19 protein-coding genes are annotated in these 19,953 nt (G+C 71.0%); 14 read left to right on the top strand and 5 right to left on the bottom strand.

The features are described 5' to 3' along the window. Positions 1–37: 37 nt before the first annotated feature. Genes ACI2L1_RS20975 through ACI2L1_RS20955 form a run of 5 tightly spaced genes read right to left on the bottom strand, consistent with a single transcriptional unit; the run spans position 38 to position 5,312 of the window. On the bottom strand, positions 38–976 hold the full coding sequence (locus ACI2L1_RS20975; protein WP_404740844.1) for an oligopeptide/dipeptide ABC transporter ATP-binding protein: 939 nt from the start codon (positions 974–976) through the stop codon (positions 38–40). Next, positions 973–1,788: an ABC transporter ATP-binding protein gene (locus tag ACI2L1_RS20970; RefSeq protein WP_404740843.1), complete on the bottom strand. Its 816-nt coding sequence runs from the start codon at positions 1,786–1,788 to the stop codon at positions 973–975. The genes ACI2L1_RS20975 and ACI2L1_RS20970 overlap by 4 nt, the downstream gene beginning before the upstream one ends. After that, positions 1,785–2,651, bottom strand: coding sequence for an ABC transporter permease (locus ACI2L1_RS20965; RefSeq protein WP_404740842.1), 867 nt, complete (start codon positions 2,649–2,651; stop codon positions 1,785–1,787). Before ACI2L1_RS20965 ends, ACI2L1_RS20970 begins: the two co-directional genes overlap by 4 nt. Further along, complete coding sequence (locus tag ACI2L1_RS20960; RefSeq protein WP_404740841.1) at positions 2,648–3,751, bottom strand: ABC transporter permease; 1,104 nt, start codon at positions 3,749–3,751, stop codon at positions 2,648–2,650. Before ACI2L1_RS20960 ends, ACI2L1_RS20965 begins: the two co-directional genes overlap by 4 nt. Beyond that, positions 3,726–5,312, bottom strand: a complete 1,587-nt coding sequence (locus ACI2L1_RS20955) for an ABC transporter substrate-binding protein (RefSeq protein ID WP_404740840.1) — start codon at positions 5,310–5,312, stop codon at positions 3,726–3,728. The genes ACI2L1_RS20960 and ACI2L1_RS20955 overlap by 26 nt, the downstream gene beginning before the upstream one ends. A 175-nt stretch (positions 5,313–5,487) precedes the next feature. Between ACI2L1_RS20955 and ACI2L1_RS20950 the strand changes: the two genes are divergently transcribed. From ACI2L1_RS20950 to ACI2L1_RS20885, 14 genes are all read left to right on the top strand, one after another. After that, positions 5,488–6,126, top strand: a complete 639-nt coding sequence (locus ACI2L1_RS20950; protein WP_404740839.1) for an Lrp/AsnC family transcriptional regulator — start codon at positions 5,488–5,490, stop codon at positions 6,124–6,126. 219 nt (positions 6,127–6,345) lie between these two features. Then, positions 6,346–8,073: a 2-isopropylmalate synthase gene (locus tag ACI2L1_RS20945; protein ID WP_404740838.1), complete on the top strand. Its 1,728-nt coding sequence runs from the start codon at positions 6,346–6,348 to the stop codon at positions 8,071–8,073. Next, the gene (locus ACI2L1_RS20940) at positions 8,070–8,576 is read left to right on the top strand and encodes a MaoC family dehydratase (protein ID WP_404740837.1); all 507 of its coding nucleotides are present in this window, start codon (positions 8,070–8,072) and stop codon (positions 8,574–8,576) included. The genes ACI2L1_RS20945 and ACI2L1_RS20940 overlap by 4 nt, the downstream gene beginning before the upstream one ends. Positions 8,577–8,592: 16 nt before the next feature. Continuing rightward, on the top strand, positions 8,593–9,546 hold the full coding sequence (locus ACI2L1_RS20935; RefSeq protein ID WP_404740836.1) for an isopenicillin N synthase family dioxygenase: 954 nt from the start codon (positions 8,593–8,595) through the stop codon (positions 9,544–9,546). Then, entirely contained in the window at positions 9,543–10,391 is an 849-nt protein-coding gene (locus ACI2L1_RS20930) for an HpcH/HpaI aldolase/citrate lyase family protein (protein ID WP_404740835.1), read from the top strand. Before ACI2L1_RS20935 ends, ACI2L1_RS20930 begins: the two co-directional genes overlap by 4 nt. 77 nt (positions 10,392–10,468) lie before the next feature. Continuing rightward, positions 10,469–11,380 (top strand): hypothetical protein, encoded by a 912-nt coding sequence (locus ACI2L1_RS20925; protein ID WP_404740834.1) that lies wholly within the window; start codon positions 10,469–10,471, stop codon positions 11,378–11,380. A gap of 7 nt (positions 11,381–11,387) precedes the next feature. Further along, complete coding sequence (locus ACI2L1_RS20920) at positions 11,388–12,365, top strand: alpha/beta hydrolase (protein ID WP_404740833.1); 978 nt, start codon at positions 11,388–11,390, stop codon at positions 12,363–12,365. Next, positions 12,344–13,600, top strand: a complete 1,257-nt coding sequence (locus tag ACI2L1_RS20915; RefSeq protein ID WP_404740832.1) for an aminotransferase class I/II-fold pyridoxal phosphate-dependent enzyme — start codon at positions 12,344–12,346, stop codon at positions 13,598–13,600. Before ACI2L1_RS20920 ends, ACI2L1_RS20915 begins: the two co-directional genes overlap by 22 nt. Next, positions 13,597–14,547 (top strand): ornithine cyclodeaminase family protein, encoded by a 951-nt coding sequence (locus ACI2L1_RS20910; protein WP_404740831.1) that lies wholly within the window; start codon positions 13,597–13,599, stop codon positions 14,545–14,547. The genes ACI2L1_RS20915 and ACI2L1_RS20910 overlap by 4 nt, the downstream gene beginning before the upstream one ends. 10 nt (positions 14,548–14,557) lie before the next feature. Beyond that, on the top strand, positions 14,558–16,045 hold the full coding sequence (locus ACI2L1_RS20905; protein WP_404740830.1) for an aminopeptidase P family protein: 1,488 nt from the start codon (positions 14,558–14,560) through the stop codon (positions 16,043–16,045). Continuing rightward, complete coding sequence (locus ACI2L1_RS20900) at positions 16,035–16,211, top strand: hypothetical protein (RefSeq protein ID WP_404740829.1); 177 nt, start codon at positions 16,035–16,037, stop codon at positions 16,209–16,211. The genes ACI2L1_RS20905 and ACI2L1_RS20900 overlap by 11 nt, the downstream gene beginning before the upstream one ends. Further along, positions 16,208–17,638: an amidase gene (locus tag ACI2L1_RS20895; protein ID WP_404740828.1), complete on the top strand. Its 1,431-nt coding sequence runs from the start codon at positions 16,208–16,210 to the stop codon at positions 17,636–17,638. The genes ACI2L1_RS20900 and ACI2L1_RS20895 overlap by 4 nt, the downstream gene beginning before the upstream one ends. Further along, complete coding sequence (locus ACI2L1_RS20890; protein ID WP_404740827.1) at positions 17,635–18,456, top strand: methyltransferase domain-containing protein; 822 nt, start codon at positions 17,635–17,637, stop codon at positions 18,454–18,456. The genes ACI2L1_RS20895 and ACI2L1_RS20890 overlap by 4 nt, the downstream gene beginning before the upstream one ends. Then, a complete protein-coding gene (locus ACI2L1_RS20885) occupies positions 18,453–19,946 on the top strand; it encodes an MFS transporter (RefSeq protein WP_404740826.1) in 1,494 nt (497 codons plus the stop codon). Before ACI2L1_RS20890 ends, ACI2L1_RS20885 begins: the two co-directional genes overlap by 4 nt. The last annotated feature ends 7 nt before the right edge of the window (positions 19,947–19,953 follow it).

The raw sequence follows: 19,953 nt of genomic DNA, 5'->3' as shown, positions 1-19,953 counted from the left end.
GTTCGGGCACGGGTTCAGGTGGGGGAAACGGGGGATCTCACGCCGCGTAGAGGCGGCAGGCCACGCCCCCCGCGATCAGTTGTGGTTCCTCGCGGTCGCAGCCGTCGAAGGCGGCCGGGCAGCGCGGATGGAAGCGGCAGCCGACGGGCGGGGCGGCGGGGTCGGGCACGTCCCCGGGGAGTTCGGTGGGCAGGATCCCGGCGCCGTCGGGCCGCGGGACAGCGGCCAGCAGTGCCTTGGTGTACGGGTGGCGCGGGGCGTCCCAGACCTCGGCCGTCGGCCCGGTCTCCACGATCCGCCCGAGGTACATGACCGCGATGCGGTCGGCGATCAGCCGTACGACGGACAGGTCGTGGCTGATGAACAGCAGCCCGGCCCCGGACTCCACTGCCAGGGACCGCATCAGCGTGGCGACCTGCGCCTGCGCGGAGGCGTCCAGCGCGGAGATCGGTTCGTCGCCGACCAGCAGCCGTGGCTGTGCGGCCAGGGCCCGGGCGATGGCGATGCGCTGGCGCTGGCCGCCCGAGAACTCGTGGGGATAGCGTCCGGCGGCGGACTCGGGCAGCCCCACCCGGGTCAGATACTGGTCCGGAGTGGCGTCGCCCGTCACTTCCCCGCGCTCGGCGGCCGTACGGATACCGTCCGCGATCTGCGCGCCCACCTGGCGGCGCGGATTGAGCGAGCCGTACGGGTCCTGGAAGACCATCTGGATCCGGGTGAGGGCGGGGTCGCGCCGCCGTATGCCGAGCGGGCGCACCGGTGTGCCGTCGAAGTCGATGCCGCCCTCGGAGGGTGCCGTCAGGCCGCAGACCGCGCGGGCCAGCGTCGACTTGCCGCAGCCCGACTCGCCGACGAGACCGACCACTTCACCGGGGCCGACGTCCAGGCTGACGCCCGCCACCGCCCGGACCGGCGGGGCACCGGACCGGTGGTACTGGACGACGAGGTCGGAGACCGACAGCAGCGGCGGGGTCATGATGTACTCCTGGAGGAATCGACCGGGCCCGTGGCTGCGTGGTCCGGAAGCGCGTCGAGCAGACTGCGGGTGTAGGCGTGTTCCGGCGCGGTGAGCACCCGGGCGCGCGGTCCCGTCTCGACGACCCGGCCGTGGCGCATGACACTGACCGTGTCCGCGAGCGCGGACATCACGCCTAGGTCGTGGGTGACGAGCAGGACGGCGAGGCCCAGTTCGTCGCACAGGCGGCGCAGCAGCCGTAGCACTCCCGCCTGGACGGTGACGTCGAGGGCGGTCGTCGGTTCGTCGGCGATCAGGACCTTCGGATCGCAGGCGAGGGCCACCGCGATCGCGATGCGCTGGCGCATGCCGCCGGAGAACTGGTGCGGGTAACGCCCCAGGGCTTCCTCGGGGCCCGGGATGCGCACCTGGCCGAGCAATTCCACCGCCCGCGCGCGGGCGGCCTTGCGGTTCAGGCGCAGATGGTGGCGGAGGTGGTCGGTGAGCTGGTGCCCGACGCTCAGCATGGGGTGCAGGCTGGTGGACGGGTCCTGGAAGACCATGCTGATCGCGTTCCCGCGCAGGGAGTTGAGCTGCTTGGGTGAGATCGTGAGCAGGTCGGTGGCCGTGTCCTCCAGCAGGATCCGGCCGCCCGTCCGTGCGCCCTGCGGCAGCAGACCGAGCGCGGCGAGGCCGGTCATCGTCTTGCCCGAGCCGCTCTCCCCGGCCAGGCCGTGGATCCGGCCGGCCTCCACCACGAGGTCCACGCCGTGCAGGATCCGGCCGCCCGAGGGCAGGTCCACGGTCAGCCCGGTGATCTCCAGCGCGCTCATGCCACCCGCTCCTTCTCCGCGCCGATCGTGCGCGCGGCGGTGGGATCCAGGGCATCCCGCAGCGTGTCGCCGAGGAAGTTGAAGGCCAGGACCACGGTGAGGATGGCCAGGCCCGGGAAGACCCCGATCCACCACTTGTCGAACTGCTGGGTGCCCGCGGCCACCATCGAGCCCCACTCGGGGGCGGGCGGCTTCGCGCCGAGCCCGAGGAAGGACAGCCCGGACAGCAGCAGCGTCGCGGTGCCGATGTCCAGGGTGGCCAGCACCAGCAGCGGCCCGAGGACGTTCGGCAGCACGTCGATCCGCAGCGACCGCCAGGGCGAGAACCCCAACAGCCGTCCGCTGAGCACGAATTCCCGGGAGCGGATGCCCATCACCAGACCCCGGGTGACGCGTGAGTACGACGGCCAGGAGACGACCAGGACAGCCAGTACGGCGTTCTGGAGGCTGGCGCCGAGCGCCGCCGCGACGACCATCGCGAGGATGACCGTGGGGAAGGCGAAGACCAGGTCGGCGACGCGCATGACGGTCTCGTCCACCCACCGGCCGAAGAACCCGGCGCAGGCACCGAGCGTCCCGCCGACCAGAAGGGACAGCACGACCAGCAGCAGCGCGAGCGGGATGGAGATCCGGGCTCCGTAGAGCACCCGGCTCAGGACGTCCCGGCCCAGTTCGTCGGTGCCGAACCAGTGGCCCGCGCCGGGCGAGGCCAGCCGGGGCAGGTCCTGGGCGAGCGGGTCGTGCGGGGCGAGCAGCGGCGCCGCGAGGACGACGACGAGCCAGAAGACGGTGACCAGACCTCCGGTGATCGCCAGGGGCCGGCGCCAGGCGCTCGGCAGGCGTTTCAGGACGCTGAACCTCAACTCACCCTCACCCTCGGGTCGATCACGCCGTACAGCACGTCCACGGCGAGGTTGACCAGCAGATAGATCACGCCGACCACCAGACCGACGCCCATCACGGCGGGCAGGTCGAGCGTGGTCGCGCTGCGGTAGGCGTACGCGCCGAGGCCGGGCCAGGCGAAGATGGCCTCCACCAGGACCGTCCCCGACAGCAGCGCGCCGAAGGCCAGTCCGGCGACCGTGATCACCGGGACCAGGGCCGCGCGCAGCACGTACTGCGAGAGCACCGTCCGGCCGGGCAGCCCCTTGGCGCGGGCGGCACGGACGTAGTCCTGGCCCAGCACTTCGAGCACCGCGGACCGGGTGAACCGGGTGAGCAGGCCGACCGTGTAGGCGGTCAGGACCAGTGCGGGCAGCATCAGATGGCGTACCGCGCTCCAGAAGACCGGCCACTGTCCGGCGAGCGTCGCGTCGACCGTGTACAGGCCGGTCATGTCCGGCGGCGCGGTCATGCCGGGGTCGAGGCGTCCGCTGCCGGGAGCGATGCCCAGGCGGTAGAAGAAGATGTAGAAGGCCAGCAGCGCGAGCCAGAAGGTCGGTACCGACACCCCCAACAGGCTGAGCACGCGCAGTACCTGGTCCGTGAGCCGGTCCCGGCGCAGGGCCGCGATCACCCCGAAGGCCACGCCGATGACGAGGGACAGCACGATCGCCGTGCCGGCGAGTTCCACGGTGGCCGGCACCGCCGCGCGCAGGTCGGTGAGGACGGATTGGTGGCTCTGCTGGGACTCGCCGAGGTCGCCCTGGAGGAGGTTGCCGAGGTAGGTCAGGAACTGGACGGGCAGCGGCTTGTCGAGGCCGTAGTGCTCCCGGAAGCGGGCGACGATCGCCGGGTCCCCGACCGCCCGCTGCCCGAGGGCGGCGGCGGCCGGGTCGCCCGGCACCAGGTTGGTGAGGACGAAGGTCACCAGCGTGACGCCGAGCATCAGCAGGACGGCCGTGCCGGTGCGCCGGGCCAGGAAGTACGCGAACGGGTGGCGGTGCCGGGCGGTGGCGACCCGGTCCCGCAGCCGCCCGGCCCCACCCCTGCTTGACTTACTTGCTGCCGGCGGCTGCGACATCGATCGTCCAGACGGGGTTGTAGGTGATGCCGGTGACCGAGGCGGCGGTCACGGTGTGGCGGCTGGGCTGGAGCAGCGGGACGAACGGCCCGGAGGCGTTGAGCTTCGTCTGGATCTGCTCGTACAGCGCCTTGCGGGCGTCGTTGCCGATGGTCGTGGCGGCCTTCTCGCCCAGGGCGGTCAGCTCCGGGTCGGCGCCCGCCTTCCAGCCGGCGCGCAGACCGACCAGGTTCCCGGGCAGGAAGACCAGGTAGTCGCTGGGGTCCGGGTAATCCGGGCCCCAGTACCAGAGCCCCGCCTCCTCCTTGCCGCCCCGGTACTTGTCCAGCTCCGTCGTGGTCGGCGCCGGGGCGAGGTTCACGGTGATGCCGACCTCCTTCAGCTGGGCCTGGAGGCGCTCGGCGATCGTCTGGAGGGACAGGCCGTCCACGGTCAGGTCGCTCGGGTAGCCGAGCGTCACCGACGGGTTCTTGAGCCCGCTCGCGGCGAGTGCGGCCTTGGCCCCGGCCAGGTCCCTGGAGGTCGCCCGCGCAGCGGGCAGCGCGCCGACGAAGGTCGACGGGATGACCCCGGAGGCCTGGACCGAGCCCTTGCCCGCGAGGGACAGCAGGCCGGCGTAGTCGACGCCCTTACGCACGGCCTCGGCGAACTTCGCGTTCGAGGTGGTGGAGCTGATCTTCTTGTCCTGGTTGAGCAGCAGGAACACCACGTCGGAGGAGGTGCCGCTGAGCACCTTCAGACCGCCGGCCAGCCCCTGCACCTGGTCGGCCGTGAGGTCGAGGGCGATCTGGCTGTCACCGCGCTGCACGTTCAGCTTCTGAGTCGGCGCCTGCACGTTGCGGATCACGATCTTGTCGTACGTCGGCTTCGTCGAGCCCGTGTACTTCGGGTTCTTCTCCAGCACGACCTGAGTGTTGGTGTTGAACGAGGTCAGCGTGTACGGGCCGGAGCCCGCCGAGTGGGCGTTGAGGTAGGTCTCCGCCTTGTCGGCGGCGGTCGCGGTGCCGCCGTTGGCCTTGACCGTCTTGCTGTCGAGGATCCCCAGCGCCGGGTTGGGCAGGATGAACGGCAGTGCCGGATTGGCCTTCTTGGAGGTCAGGGTGACCGTGGTGGCGTCCGTCTTCGTCACGGTCACGCCGTCGAGGAGGAAGGACGGGTTGCCCTTGAGGCCGATCACCCGGTTCAGGGAAAAGACCACGTCGTCGGCGGTGACCGCACTGCCGTCGGAGAACTTCGCGCCCGAGCGCAGCTTCAGCGTGAGCGTCTTACCGTCCGAGGACTGCTGGTAGGTGGCCAGCTCCGGGACGGGCTTGGTGACGTCGCCGCCCTTGAACGTCAGCAAGGTCTGGTACAGCGCCTTGTCGACGATCTGGCCGGTCGGCTCGAACTCCCGCCCGGGGTCGGCGGTCTTTAGGTTGAACGACGTGTCGATCACCAGGGTCCTGCCGCCACCGGCGGAACCCGACGTGGACCCGCCGGAGCAGGCGCTCAGGGTGAGCGCCGCGACCGCGAGCAGGGACAGGGCGGTGACCGGGGACGGACCGGTACGTAGTCTCGACATGCGTCTCTCCGTGCTTGGGGCAGGGCTGAGCGGGGGAGGGGGAGGCCGGGCAACGTCGCCGACGGCGGAGGAAGGGAACGCCCTGGACAATTCATCGCTAGGGTGGGGTGAAGCTACACAGAAGTTCCAGTGAAATGGGAGCCTTCTGGATGGAAGTCTTGGGAAAGGGGCTGCCGTGGGAGATGTGTCCAGAGGTGACTCGTCATCCGGCGACCGGACTGGACGAATCGGCATCGGTCTGACCCTCGACGCCGTCCACCTGAAGATCCTCGACGTCCTGCGGACTCAGGGCCGGATCTCCGTCGCGGCCCTCGCGCAGAGGGTCGGGATCTCCCGGGCCGGCGCCTACACCCGCTTCGAGTCCCTGGTCGACGACGGGGTGATCGAGGGCTTCACCGCCCGCGTCGACCCCGCCCGGGTCGGCCTGGACATCTGTGCCCTGGTCTTCGTCACGGTCCGCCAGGACATGTGGAAGCAGTTCCGGGCGACGCTCGCGGCGATGCCCGAGGTCGAGTACTGCGCGGTCACCACCGGCCAGCACGACGCCATGATCCAGATCCGGGTGCCCAACGTGGCGGCCGTGCACCGACTGGTCACCGAGCGGCTCGCGAATGTTCCCGCAGTGCGGGCCACCGAGACCGTCTTCATCCTCGACGAGGTGTTCCGGCGCCCCTACGTCCTGCCCTCCGACGGGCCGGCCGGCGAGTCGTCGACGACCGCGCCCGCCGACCCCCCGGGTGCGAGCCAGTTCGGGATGACGCGCTTCATCCGCGCGACCGACGGCCGCGCCGACATGGACCGCGACAAGTCCTGACGATCCGTCAAAGGGTGTGAGTCGCAGGCGAGTTGAGCCAGGCCGACGCACGCACAGCTGGAATATCTTGACATTGGAGAATCGCAATGCGTCTAATTTCCTGCATGGAGAGGCAAGCGCTTCTCCTGCAGGAAATGCTTATGTGGACAGCGTAGAGCCCAGTGTGCCGCCGCTCAGAGCGTTCGTGAGTAACGCGCAGGTTCGCCAAGGGGAAAATCTATGAAGTCACCATCGCCCGCCCTCAGTTCGACTCTTCAAGCCTGGTGGAACCCGCAGCAGCCGTCCGGGATGCCGATCCACCGTTACCACCGGCCCGGACCGCTGGAACCGCACCGGCCCGGCCCGCGCACCTGGCTGGACCGTCCGCTCGACCACGCCCCACTGTGGAGTTCGGTGGATCTGCGCGACGGCAACCAGGCGCTGGCCAACCCGATGGACCAGCGCCGCAAGAGGAAGCTGTTCGACCTTCTGCTCCGCCTCGGGTTCAAGGACATCGAGGTCGGCTACCCCTCGGCCAGCGAGGCGGAGTTCGATTTCGTACGGCACCTCGTGACCGGCGACCGTATACCGGACGACGTCACCGTCACCGTCTTCACGCCGGCCCGCCCCGAACTCATCGACCGCTCCTTCGAGGCGGTGCGGGGAGCGGACCGCGCCGTGGTCCACCTGTGCCACGCCACCTCCTGCCTGTGGCGCGAGGTCGTCTTCCGGATGACGCCGTCGGAGGTGCTGGCGCTGGCCCGGCAGAGCGCGGAGCACATGGTGCGGCTCGCGGAACGCGCCGACGGGGAGATCCGGTTCGAGTACTCGCCGGAGACCTTCAACGTCACCGAGCCCGACTTCGCGCTGGAGATCGCCGACACGGTCGCCGAGATCGTCGACGCCACCCCGGAGCGGCCCCTGACGCTCAACCTCCCGAGCACCGTCGAGATGCACGCACCCGATGTGTTCGCCGACCAGATCGCGTGGATGCACCAGCACCTCGACCGGCGCGACTCGATCATCCTGTCGGTGCATCCCCACAACGACCGCGGCACCGCGGTGGCCGCCGCCGAATACGCGCTCGCCGCGGGCGCCGACCGCGTCGAGGGCACCCTCTTCGGCAACGGCGAACGGACCGGCAACGTCTGCCTGGTCACCCTGGCGCTGAACCTGTTCAGCCGCGGCATCGACCCCCAGCTCGACCTCTCCGACCTCCCCGAGATCCGTCGGGTCGTCGAGGAGTGCAACCAGATGCCGGTGCCGCCACGCCACCCGTACGCGGGCGAACTCGTCTTCACCGCCTTCTCCGGCACCCACCAGGACGCCATCGCCAAAGGCCTCACCGACCTCGACCGGCAGGCCGCCGAAGCGCAGCTGCCGGCCCGTGAACTGCCCTGGGACGTGCCGTACCTGCCGATCGACCCCAAGGACGTCGGCCGCAGCTACGAGGCGGTCATCCGGGTCAACAGCCAGTCGGGCAAGGGCGGGATCGCCCATGTGCTGCGCTCCCGCTGGGGGCTCGACCTGCCCGTCGAGCTGCGGGTCGAGTTCGCCGGGGTGATCCAGCGGATCACCGACGTGACCGGGGTGGAGGTGCAGCCGGACCGGATCTGGGACACCTTCCGGACGGAGTACTGCACCGGAGGCCGGCCCGGACTCCCGGCCCCCGCCGAAGGCGCCGACGACCCGGTCGAGCAGCTGCTCGCCGCGGCTCGCGCCCGCGGAGTCCGCGCGGAGGTGGACCAGTTGACCCCCGGCGAGGCCGGACCCCCCACCGGTGCCGCGCACGCCTGCTACGCCCGGCTGCTCGTGGAGGACCGCCCGGTGTGGGGCGTGGGCCTCGCCGATACGCACCGGGGCGCCGTGGCCCTGGCGGTGCGCGCCGCACTGCACCGCGGTGGTGTCCGAACCCATGGGAGCGATCCCCTGCCGCATCTGGCCGGACCGAGGGAGGCGGCCCGTTGAGCGACACGACACCGTCGGCCTACGTCGAGATCGAACCGGGACGCTTCCGCGAGGACGTCGGCCTGCACTACGAGGACTACGTGGTCGGCCAGGTCTTCGAGCACCGCCCGGGCCGCACGATCACCACGACGGACAACATCTGGAACTCGCTGCTCAGCCTCAACCAGCACCCGCTCCACATCGACGACGTCTACGCCTCCGGCACCCCCTTCAAGAAGCTGCTCGTCTCCAGCCTGGTGACCTTCGGGATCGTCAACGGCATGACGGTCAGGACCATCAGCCAGAAGGCCGTCGCCAACCTGGGCTGGGACAAGGTCCGGCTGAACGCTCCCGTGTTCGTCGGGGACACCCTCTACGCCGAGACCACCATCGTCGCCAAGCGCCTGTCCGCCACCCGGCAGGGCGAGGGCATCGTCACTGTCCACACCGTGGGCCGCAACCAGGACGGCGTCCAGGTCATCGAGTTCGACCGCACGCTCCTGGCCTCCGTGCGCACCCCCTGAGAACAGGAGACCCACCATGACGGCACTCCCGGTCATCAGCCTCGACCCGGCCCGGTACGGAGACGAGAAGAAGGTCGCCGACGAGATCTCCCGGGCCTGCACCGAGGTCGGCTTCTTCATCGTGCGCGACCACGGCATCGACAGGAAGGTCTTCGACGACGCCTACGAGCTGTCCCTCGACTTCTTCCGGCGGCCGGCCGGGCAGAAGAACGCGCTGCCGATGCGCACCAGTACCGCCCGCGGCGACAACGACTACAGCCCCTACGGCTACAGCGCCCTGCTCTCCGAGAACGCCTACGCCTACACCGGCCGGCAGGGCATGCCCTCGGACTATGTCGAGAAGTTCAGCGTCGGCCGGCTCGTCCTTGACGACACCGAGGAATTGCCCTTCCCCGCCGACCCGGACGGCGACGCCCTGCGCACCGCCCTGAAGACCTACTTCGCGGCCTGCGAGAGCGTCGCCGCCCGGCTGACCGAACTGCTCACCGTCGCCCTGGAGTTGCCGCGCGACTTCTTCGCCATACGCACCGACCGCTCCAACGACTCGCTGCGCTCCCAGTTCTACCCGGGCGTGAAGACGGAGTTCCGCAACGACCAGGGCATGGGCGAGCACACCGACGGCACGCTGATCACCCTGCTCACCGAGGACGGCCCGGGACTGCAGCTGCGGGACCTGTCGGGCGAGTGGATCGACGTGGACGTGCCCGAACGTGACTGGTTCATCGTCAACATCGGTGATCTCATGGCGCGTTGGTCCAACGACGAATACGTCTCGACCCCGCACCGGGTCAAACTCGTGGACCGGCCGCGGCAGTCGATCGTCTTCTTCAAGCTGGCCAACGACGACGCGGTCATCGAGTGCTTCCCGATGTTCACACGGGATCGGGAGGCCCTCTACGACCCGATCCGCTACGAGACGTTCTCGCTGGAGAAGATGGACGCGCTGTTCGGACGTGGGGCCCGGTCGTGAAGGTCGACCCCTGCCTCTTCTACGTGCCCGCGTCCCGCGCCGACACCCTTCTGAAGAACGTGCCCCGGCAGTCGATCGCGCTCGTCCTCGACCTGGAGGACTCGGTACCGAAACACGCGAAGCCGACCGCGCGCGAGCGCCTCGCCGACGTCGACCTGACCGGGACGGGACTGTCCGGGGTCTCCTTGCGGATCAACAGTGTGGAGACGCCCGACGGACTGCTCGACATCCAGACGATCCTCGCCCTCGGTGGGGAGATCGGCGGCGTTCCGCTGCGGACGGTCCTGGTGCCCAAGGTCGCCGCCGGACGTGACGTGGCCATCTACCGCTCCCTGCTGTCGCGCCTCGCCGACCCGCCGGAGATCTGTAGCTTCGTCGAGACGGTGGACGCGGTCGAGAACGCCTTCGACATCGCCGCCGCCAGCGACGGACTCTGCTTCGGACAGGCCGACCTGGTCGCCGAGATGTGGGCGCCGGACGAGTCGTACCTGGCCCACGCCCGGGCCCGGATGTGCGTGGCCGCGTCCCGCTACGGCCTGCCGGTCATCGACACGAACTCCTTCGAACTGTGGGACATGGACGTCGTGCGCGCCCAGTGCGAGGCCGCCAAGCAGTGCGGCTTCACCGGAAAGGCGGCCATCCACCCCAAGCACCTCGCGCCCATCCTCGACACGTTCACCGTCGACCCAGGGGACTTGGACGGGTTCCGCCAGACGATCAAGGACTACGAGGCCGACGACCGGGGCTTCTCCGTGGGCAAGGACCGGGTCCTCGCCCCGCCCTTCGTCCTCAGAGCCCGCCGCATGCTCGCGCTGCACGACGGACAGGCGCGCCCGATCCGCTGACCCCGCCCGCCCGCCCGCCCGCCCACGACCACGCACCCGCTAGCCGAGACCAACCCCCGGCAACCGTGGAGGACACAGTGAGCACCACGATCACCGACATCGTCAAGCAGGCCGACATCGACGTCTCCGCCTACGAAGTGAGCCTGGTGGACGGCAGGTTCACCAACGTACCCGGCGAGCTCGTCACCCGCCTCGTGGACCTCGTCGCCGACGGCGCGGGCCTCGCCGTCCTGCGCGGCGCGAGCGCGCTGCTCGCCAAGCACGGACGGGACATCCGCGACGAGGCCGACGCCGCCCTCGTCCGCGACTACTTCGAGGCGGTCTTCAAGGAGTTCAGCGCCGAGGTCGACTTCTCGCTGCACACCCCGGTCGTCATGGGATACGACCAGGTCGCCAGCATGGACGTCGACGGGTTCAACAAGAACACCCGCTTCACGCCCAACTCCGACCACACCGAGTCGCGTGAGTTCCTGACCACCAAGTGCGTCCACTTCGACGCGGCGACCACCTTCATCGGCAACGTCTACGGCCCGTACACGAACATCACCGGCGGGCTGCCGATCGTGAGCGACACCCGGGAGTTCTGCCGGGTCAGCGGTGTGGACCCGGCCGACCTGGTCGAGCTGATGCCGCACAGCTACAACGTCGCGGTCAAGCAGGAGTACACCGAGGCGATCCTCGCCGACCACTCGCTCGCCCTGGACGTCGACCTGGAGGCCGACATGGTCATGGTCGTCCTCAACAACGAGGTCTCCGGCGGGCTCGCCCACGCCGGCACCACCCCCCGCCTGACCGACCCGGCCAAGCCCGGCAAGCGCCCCCTGCGCCACATCGAACTCCAGTTTGAGGACGGCGAGAACCTCGACAACTGGTATCGCCACTACCGGCTTCCCCTCCCCGAGGTCCACGTCACGGTGCCGGACGTCGACACCCCCGACCACGACCGCTACCACCTGGGTGTCGGCGCCGTGCCCGCCGCGCAGAGCTGAGGCCCGCATGACTGCGCCGCACCGCCCGCCCGTGCCGGGCATGGACACCGTCGACGAGGCCGAACTGGCGGACCTGCTCGACCTGTTGCAGGCCGACGACTGGCCCGAGGATCTCTTCGAGGGGCGTGAGTTCTACGACCGGTGGGGCACCCCCGTGTCCGAGGACATCAAGGTGTCCGAGGCGCGGGTGGGCGGTGTGCCGGGCTTTCTGCTGACGCCGCCGGAGGCCGACGGAGACCACGTCGGCCTCTGGCTGCACGGCGGCGGCTATGTGTTCGGCTCGCAGCGGAGCCACGGCAGCATGGTGGGCGAGGCGGCCCGCGCCGCGGGCATCCCGTTCCTGCATCCCCAGTACCGCCGGGCCCCCGAGCACGCCTACCCGGCGGCCCTGGAGGACGCGCTGAGCGTGTACGCGGGGCTGCTGGCCGAGGGCCGGGCGCCGGAGTCGGTCGTCGTGGCCGGGGACTCGGCCGGCGGCGGGCTGGTCCTCGCGCTGCTGCTCGCCGCCCGGGACCGGGGACTGCCGATGCCCGGGGCCGCGGCCTGTGTCTCGCCCTGGACCGACCTGGCCGGCACGGGGGAGACCTTCGCCTCGAAGGAGGCCATCGACCCGCTCATCACCCGGTCGGTGGTGGCCGACGTTCAGAAGGCGTACCTGGCCGGCACCGCCCCCGAGACCCCGTACGCCTCACCCCACTACGGCGATCCGTACGGCTTCCCGCCCGTGCTCATCCAGGTCGGCGAGCGGGAGATGCTGCACAGCGACGCGGAGCGCTTCGCCGCCAAGCTCGCCGCCGCCGGGGTGCCGGTCCGGCTGGAGGTCTGGCCGGGCATGGTCCACGTCTGGCATCTGCACCACACCCGCCTGGCGAAGGCGCGTGAGGCGCTCGCACGGCTCGGCGCCTTCCTGCGGGCGCCCGCGTCCGCCGTCCCCTCCCCCTCCCCCGCGCCACGAGGAGACGCATGCACACCCGCGACACGGTGACCGGCACCCCGTACGACACCACCATGGGACCCCACCGGTTCCGCAACAACCAGCGCATGGTCCCGGCGGGCGAGGCGGCCTGGAAGCTGGCCGGCGAGCACGGCATGCTCGACATCCGCGTCGACGCCACGAACGGCCAGAACCGGCTGCGGGACGTGCGCACCGGCCACGAGTTCCTCAACCTCGCCTCCTGCTCCTACCTCGGCCTCAACAGCCACCCCACGGTCGTCGAGGCTGGTGTCGCCGCCCTGCGCGCGGAGAACGTCACCGGCCTCGCCATGGCCGAGTTCCGGATCCGTCTGGAAGCCGCGCACCGGCTGGAGGAGGAGCTCTCGGCGCTGTTCGGCACGCCCGTGCTGCCGTCGATCTCCTGCGGGGTGATCAGCTCCGCGGTGCTGCCGATGCTGGCCTCCGGGCACATCACCGGCACCGACCCGCTGGTCGTCGTCTTCGACCGGTTCGCGCACTTCTCCATGAACTTCGTCAAGCCGGTCGTCGCCGACGAGACCCTCGTCCTGACCTCCCCGCACAACGACATGGAGTTCCTCCAGGACGTCTGCCGCAAGTACCCGCGGGTCGCCTACGTCTGCGAGGGCGCCTACTCCACCGGCGGCCTCGCTGACCTGGAGGGCATCAAGTCCCTTCAGGAGCGGTACGGCATGTACGTCTACATGGACGACTCGCACGCCCTGTCCACCCAGGGGGAAAACGGCGAGGGCTACGCGCGCTCGGTCTTCCGGGAACTCGACGAGCGCACGATGATCGTCGCCTCCACCGCCAAGGCGTTCGGCAGCACCGGCGGTATCGCCATGCTCGGCTCGGACAGCGTCTTCGACTTCCTCTACCGCTCAGGGCCCATGGGCTGGTCCCAAGGCCTGCGCACCGCCGCCATCGGCACCACCCTGGGCAGCATATCCGTCCACCGCTCCCCGGAACTCGGCGAACGCCAGCGCCAACTCGCCGAGAACATCGCCCTGTTCGACGAGCGGATGAAGGACCGCCCGATCCGCGGCACGGGCTCGCACATCAAGTTCGTCACTGTGGGCGAGAACGAGTGGGCCGTGGAGCTGGCCACCGAGCTGTACCGGCGCGGCTACTACTGCTCGGCGATGTTCTTCCCGGTGGTCCCGCGCGGACAGGCCGGCATCCGGCTGATGCTGCGCGGCGACATGACGACCGAGATGACCGAGAAGTTCATCGACGCCCTCCAGGACGTACTGGACGGCTTCCTGTGACGGCCACGGACGCCACGGGCACCGCGCCGACCTCGTCCGTGTGGTTCGTCCGCTCGCTGGCCAAGGCAATGGGGGACGCGCTGCGCGGCGGCTCCGTCACACGGATGCTGGTCCCGCCGCGCGAGACCGTCGAGGACACGGCGGGCACGCGGTTCATCTCCATGCCCGCCGTGTCGCCCGACCACGACCTGTACGTCAACAAGGTCGCCACCATCGTGGCGTCGCCGGTGCCGGGCCGGGGCTCCACCGTCACCTCCCTGGTGCCGATGTTCTCCGTCTCCACCGGCCGCTACCTCGGCGCGCTCGACGGCGCCACCGTCACCAACCTCAAGTGCGCGGCGGTGACGGCCCTGGTGACCGACCGGTGCGCCGCGCCGGACAGCAGGGTCCTCGGGATCATCGGGGCGGGGGTCCAGGCCCGTCAGCAGTTCCTCGGCGTATCCACGGTGCGCGACCTCGCCGAGGTACGGGTCTTTTCCCGGGACGCGGGCCGCGCCGCCGCGTTCGCCCGCGACATTGGCGCCATGGCGGCCACCGCCGGCTCGCCCGTGGAGGTCGTGGTGTGCGACTCCGCCGAGCAGGCGAGCCGGGGCGCCGACATCCTGTCCACCGCCACCACGTCCACCACACCCCTGCCGGTCCCGGCGGACGGCCTCCCGGACCACGCGCACATCAACTGCATGGGCGCGCACACCACCGAGTCCCGCGAACTGCCCGCCGAACTCCTGCGCACCAGCGTGGTCGTCGTCGAGGACCTGGGCACGGCCGTCGCCGAGGCGGGCGGAAGCCACGTCCACGCCGTGGAACTCGACGTCCTGGTGGGGCCCGCGTCGGACGACTTCGCCGGACGGCGCACGGTCTTCGCCTCCACCGGGTGCGCCTACCTCGACCTGATCACCTGCGCCCACCTGAACAGCCACACCGATCTCCCCACCACACACGAATGAGGACACCACCTTGACCAACATCGGACGGGAAGAGCGCTCGGGCAGCCACGACCGGGCGATCCCCCAGCCGTTCCTCGACCTCATGACGACCGGCTGGCGCACCGAGGAGGTCGACCTCACCCCTGTCCCGCAGGTGAAACACCTGGCCCGGCGCAGGGCCCAGCTCTCGGCGGCGTTCCCGGGCGACACCCTCGTCATCCCCACCGGCACCATCCACTCCCGCACCTTCGGCGCCCCCCACCCCTTCCGGGCGGGCAGCGACTTCCTGTGGCTGACCGGGGACATGGAGCCCGACGGCGTACTGGTCCTGCACCCGACGGCCACCGGCCACGACGCCGTCCTCTACGCCCGCCCCCGCTCCGACATCGCCTCCGGCGCCCAGTACCTGGACCGGATGGACGGCGAGATCTGGCACGGCCGGCGCTTCTCGCCGGAGGAGAAGGCGACCGTCCTGGAGATCGAGACCCACTCCCTGGACGAACTGCCCGCCGTGCTGGCCTCGTTGACCTCGTCCCCGAGGCTGCGCGTGCTGCGCGGCTACGACGCCGGGCTCGACGGCGGTCTGGAACCGGGAGTGTTCCCGGTGACGGCCGACAACACCGAGCGGGACGCGCTGCTCGCGAGCGTGCTGTCGGAGCTGCGGCTGGAGAAGGACGAGTGGGAGATCGCCCAGCTCCAGGACGCGGTGGACGCCACGATCCGCGGTTTCGAGGACGTGGCCCGAAGGCTGCGCCCGGACGCGCCGACCGCCGAGCGCTTCGTCGAGGGCGTCTTCGCCTGGCGGGCCCGCGTCGACGGCAACAGCGTCGGCTACAACTCCATCGTGGCCGGCGGCCCCCGCTCCACGATCCTGCACTGGGACCGCAACGACGGCGGCATCGCGCCCGGCCAGGTCCTGCTCCTCGACATGGGCATCGAGAACAACCGGGGCTACACCGCGGACGTCACCCGGGTCCTGCCGGTCTCCGGCACGTTCACCCCGGCACAGCGCGCCGTGTACGACATCGTGCACGCCTCCCGCACCGCGGGTCTCGCCGCGCTCGCCCCGGGGGTCGCGTTCGCGGAGATCCAGCGGACCTGCACCCGGGTACTGGCCGAGGGGCTGCGCGGCCTCGGCATCCTCAAGGGCAGCGTCGACGAGGTGCTCGACCCGGAGACGATGGCCTACCGCCGCTGGACCCTGCACGGCTTCGGCCACATGCTCGGCCTCGACGTGCACGACTGCGGCCACGCCCGCCCCGAGCACTACGCCGGTGGTGTCCTGCGCGAGAACCACGTGCTGACGATGGAGCCGGGCCTGTACCTCCAGCCGAACGACGAGCTGGTGCCCGAGGAACTGCGCGGCATCGGCGTACGCATCGAGGACGACGTCCTGGTGACCGCGACCGGCCACCGGCTGCTGACCGAGGCGCTGCCCACCGAGTCCTACGCGGTCGAGTCCTGGCTCGCCGCCCAGCGCGAGGCGGGTCCGAGGGAGCCGGGCGCCGATGCCGGCTGATGCCACGGAAGCCGAGTTCGACATGTGCACCGCACGACTCGGCATCGAGGTGCCCGCCGACCTCAAGGGCGGTGTGCTGCGCGGCTATCAGGGCCTTCGGGCCATGGCCGAGCTGCTGCGCGAGGCGGACACCGGGCACGGCGGAGAAGGGGGAGAGGCCGCGTGACCGACGCACCGCACGAGCTCTCCGTGCCGGCGGCCGGGGCCCTGTTGCGCTCCGGTGAGCTCACGTCGACCGAGCTCACCCGGAACGCCTTGGACCGGATCACCCGGCTCGACCCGGCGCTGCACGCCTTCATCCTGGTCACGGAGGAGTCTGCGCTGGAGCGGGCCGCGGCGGCCGACCGGGATCTGAGGGCGGGCTTCGACCGGGGACCCATGCACGGCATCCCGTACGCGCTGAAGGACATCTTCGACGTGGCGGGCGTGCCCACCACGAACGCCTCCCGGCTGTGCGCGAGCACGGTGGCCTCGGCGGACAGCACCGTCGAACGGCGGCTGCGGGCCGGGGGCGCGGTCGGTCTCGGCAAGCTGACCACGTTCGAGTTCGCGGTCGGCGGCCCGAGCTTCGACCTGCCGTACCCGCCCGCCCGCAACCCCTGGAGCGCGGACCACGTGCCCAGCGGCTCCTCGTCGGGCTCGGGCGCGGCGGTCGCCGCCGGACTGCTGCGCGTCACCGTGGGCTCCGACACCAGCGGGTCCACGCGGGGCCCGGCGTTCCACTGCGGCGCGGTCGGGCTGAAGCCGACGTACGGACTGGTGTCGGGGCACGGCGCTCGCACGCTCTCCCACACCCTGGACCACTTCGGTCCGCTGACCTGGACGGTCGCCGACGCGGCCGCCGCGCTCCAGGTGATCGCGGGCCACGACCCGGCCGACCCGCGCACCGCCGAGGGCCGGGTCCCGGACTACAGCGGGGAGCTGACCGGCGAGGTCGCCGGTCTGCGGGTGGCCCACTCGCCCGGCTGGTACGCCGACGACCCGCTGACGCTGCCCGACATCACCGGTGGCATCAAGCAGGCGCTCGACGCGCTCGACGGCCTCGGCGCACAGGTCGAGGAGGTGACGCCACCGCCGTACGACCTGTTCAACGCGTGCGGCCGGCTGATCTTCGCGGCGGAGGCCTTCGCGGCCCACGAGGACGAACTCCGCCGTCGGCCGCGGGACTTCGGGCGCTACACCTACCAGCGGGTGATGCCGGGCGCCGGGGTCGCGGCGGCCGATCTGCTGCGCGCCCGCGAGATGCGGCGCCGACTGCGGCGGCGGCTCGACGAGACCGTCTTCGCCGAGCACGACGTCCTGGTCACGGTGTGCGGACAGACCACTGCCGCCCGCTGGAGCGACTTCCCCGAGGACTGGCCGCCGCCCGGGCTCGCCAACGACATGCAGACGATCCCGTTCAGCGTCACCGGCCATCCGGCGCTCTCCCTGCCGATCGGCTTCGCCGCGAACGGCCTGCCCATCGGCCTCCAGATCGTCGGCCGGGCCTTCGACGAGACGACCGTGCTGCGTGTCGCGTCCGCGCTGGAAACCGCACTCGGGCAGCGCCACCGTCGCCCGCCGTCATCCCCCACCACAGAAACGGTCTCATGAGCCGCGACACGACACTGTCGACCGACTACGCCTCGGGCGCGCTGAGCAAGGACACCCCCGAGGAGCGGGAGCGGCTGCGGCTGCTCCAGGAGTGGGGCGACCCCGACACCCGTACCGCGCTGGAGGCCGTCGGTCTCGGCCCCGACTGGCGGTGCCTGGAGATCGGCGCAGGCGCCGGGTCGGTGGCCCGCTGGATCGCCGACCGGTGCCCCGACGGCTTTGTCACCGCCGTCGACATCGACACCCGGTACCTCGGCGACACGGAACGCGCCCACCTCGAATGGCGCACCGGCGACATCCGCGCCCTCGACTTCGCACCCGGCACCTTCGACCTGGTCCACTCCCGCCTGACCTTTTGTCACCTGCCGGAACGCGAGGAACTCCTCGCCCGGGCCGTACGGTGGCTCAAGCCCGGCGGATGGCTCGTCCTCGGCGACGTCATGTGCGTGCCGTCCGACTTCTCGGCCCATGCGCCGATCCGCCGCTTCTTCGGCGCCCTCGAAGCGGGCTGGACGGCACAGGGCTCCGATATGACCCGGTGGGCGACCACCGTCCCGGCCCGGCTCGCGCGGGCCGGGCTGCGGGACATCGACGTCCTCTCCCGGATCAACCTCCTCGGCGACCAGGGCCCCTACGGTGCCCTCGCCGCCGCCAACATCCGGCAGGAGGGCGCCTACTTGGTCGGGGCCGGCCTGCTCACCCCCGCCGAGGTCGACGAGGTCACCGACCTGTGCGCGGACCCCGGGTTCACCGACATCCGCTCGATCACCGTCTACACGTGGGGGCGCAAACCCCTCGACCCGAAGGAAGGCCCATGACGGCGTCGTCCCGTCCCTCCCCTCACGACGCGCACGCGTCGCAGGGACCGGTCGTCCGCCCGGAGCTCTCCCCGCTGCGATGGCGCGGTGTCCTCGGCTGCATCCTCGCCGCCGCCATGACCGTCCTGGACCTGTCCATGACGAGCACCGCACTGGGCAGCATCCAGGAGGGCGTCCACGCCTCGCTCGGCAAGGGCTCACTCGTCATCACGGCGTACGCGACCGCCGAGCTCATCACCCTCTCGCTGAGCGCCTATCTGACCCGGGCGATGCGTCCGCGGCCGTATCTCGTCCTGCTGGTCTGCCTGTTCGTGGCCGGGGCCCTGCTCTCGGCGAGCGCCTGGAACTTCGAGAGCCTGCTCGTGGCACGGCTCGTGCAGGGCGCGGCCAGCGGGGCGATCATGCCGTTCGCCTACTACGCGATCGTCGTCCTGCTGCCCCTGGACGAGCACCCGAAGGCCATCTCCACGTTCTCCATCACGGTCACCGGCTCCTACGTCCTCGCCCCGATCCTGTGCATCACTCTGGGGGAGTGGATCAGCTGGCGGGCCCTGTACTGCGTGGCCGCGCCGGCGGGCGCGCTCGCGCTGTGGCTGGCCCTGCCGGCGTTGCGGGCCATGCGGCCGGACGAGTCGTCGCTCGGCCGCCGGTTCAACGCGGTGAGCGTCGTGGCGGTGGTGGTGGGTCTGTTCTGCACTCAGTACACCCTGGACACCGGCCAGGACCGGGGCTGGTTCTCCTCGGCGGTGGTGAGCGTCGGGGTGGGCACGGCGGTGGTGGCCTTCGCGCTGTTCGCGTGGTCGGAACTGCGCAGCCGCAACCCGCTCGTCGACCTGCGGCTGCTGCGGCTGCGGCCCTTCCTGGCCAGCTGTGTGTTCAACGTCGTGGCCGGCGGCGCGGTCTACTCCAGCCTCGTACTGATCCCCCTGTACCTGACCACCCTGGGCTTCTCCACCGGCGAGATCGGCACCGTCTCGCTCTACGGCGGCACGGTCCAGCTCGTGATCGCGCTGGGCCTGCCCGTCCTGCTGCGGAGGGCCGACACCTTCCTCCTCACCGCCACGGGCGCCGGCGTGTTCTCCGCCGCAGCGCTGCTGCCGTTCCTGGCCGGTGGCACACCGCCGTACGCCGTGATCGTGCTGGCGCTGATGGCCCGTTCGGTGGGGGCCGGGCTGCTGCTCGCCGCGCTGGGGCTGATGGCCACCCGCGCGCTCGGCGCGAGCCAGGCCTCGTCCGGGTCGCTGCTGTTCAACATGGCGCGCAGCCTGGGCGGTTCGGTCGGGGCGGCGCTGTGCGCGGCGTTCCTGGCGATCCGGCAGGCGTACCACACCGACGCGCAGCACACGGCGGCCGAGGCGAGGCTGCCGGCGCTGCACGACGTGCTCGGCGTCGCCTTCGTGATTCTCCTCCTGCTCGCGCTCACCCTCCTGGCCGGTTATCTGCTGCGCCGGCTGGGGACGCGAGGGGCGGCCAGAACGACAGACGGGTGATCCCACC

This window comes from Streptomyces sp. NPDC019531, from assembly GCF_044903305.1.
GTDB lineage: Bacteria > Actinomycetota > Actinomycetes > Streptomycetales > Streptomycetaceae > Streptomyces.
Note: the sequence above shows the minus strand (reverse complement) of the source record. Positions and strands in the feature narration are given on the sequence as shown.